2 protein-coding genes are annotated in these 791 nt (G+C 66.0%); both read right to left on the bottom strand.

The genetic code is table 11. The annotated features are described in order from the left end of the window. Positions 1-37 precede the first annotated feature (37 nt). Positions 38-463, bottom strand: coding sequence for a gp436 family protein (locus tag PKE99_RS38040; RefSeq protein WP_271215099.1), 426 nt, complete (start codon positions 461-463; stop codon positions 38-40). Beyond that, positions 460-669, bottom strand: a complete 210-nt coding sequence (locus PKE99_RS38045; protein ID WP_189383249.1) for a DNA translocase FtsK — start codon at positions 667-669, stop codon at positions 460-462. The genes PKE99_RS38040 and PKE99_RS38045 overlap by 4 nt, the downstream gene beginning before the upstream one ends. Positions 670-791: the final 122 nt, after the last annotated feature.

A 791-nucleotide genomic window follows, 5' to 3' on the forward strand; every position in this document is an offset into this window, starting at 1 on the left:
AGGACAGCTTCGAGACGGGCGAGGATCTCGGACAGCATCACTTCCACCCCGCGAGCTTCTGCGGTGTAAACACCTCGGGCGGATGCGCCGCCATGATCTGGCCGGTCTGGCTGACCGGCGCGGGATCATTGGCCCCCACCGGCAATGCGATGCGGCCGCTTGCGACGTCCTTCAGCGCGGCGACGGCGTCGGTGTAATCCTGACGGACATGATCGGGTGCGCCATTGCGGTGCAGGATGTAACGCGAGATCGACACCGCCCAGGTCTTGACCAGGGCGGGCACCGTCGGCAGCGGCAGGTCGTATCTCGCGCCGACATATCCGTCGATTGCGTTGTCGGCATCCAGCAGCGCGGCCGCAATGACGTCAGGATCGGGAGTGCCATCACGATCACGGTCGGCGATCTGCCTGATCTCGGCATCACCCGCCCGCGCGATCAGATCAGGGAGCGAGGCATAGCTCATTTCTCGCCCGCCTGTGCCTGCTGCGCGCGGATCTCGCGCCGACCAGCGATGTCCGGCGCCGAGACGATGCCATTGGCCTGCATGCGGTCCATCAGGCGCGAGGCATCGGTATAGCCAATGCTGAGATGACGCTGGAGGAAGGACGTGGAAGCCCGGCGCTCGGTCATCATCAGCTGGACGGCCTGATCATAAAGGTCTTGCGCCATGGCTCAGCCCAACATCCTGACAGCCGGGGCGCCCAGGTCGCCGTGGCAGGTGGCGGCGGACAGATGACGGCCGTTCAGCGCGGTCGCGCGCAGGCTGACCATGCAGGCCGGGCGCATGTCAT

Origin of the sequence: Pseudonocardia halophobica, from assembly GCF_027922425.1 — a bacterium.
Taxonomy (GTDB): Bacteria; Actinomycetota; Actinomycetes; order Mycobacteriales; family Pseudonocardiaceae; genus Pseudonocardia; species Pseudonocardia halophobica.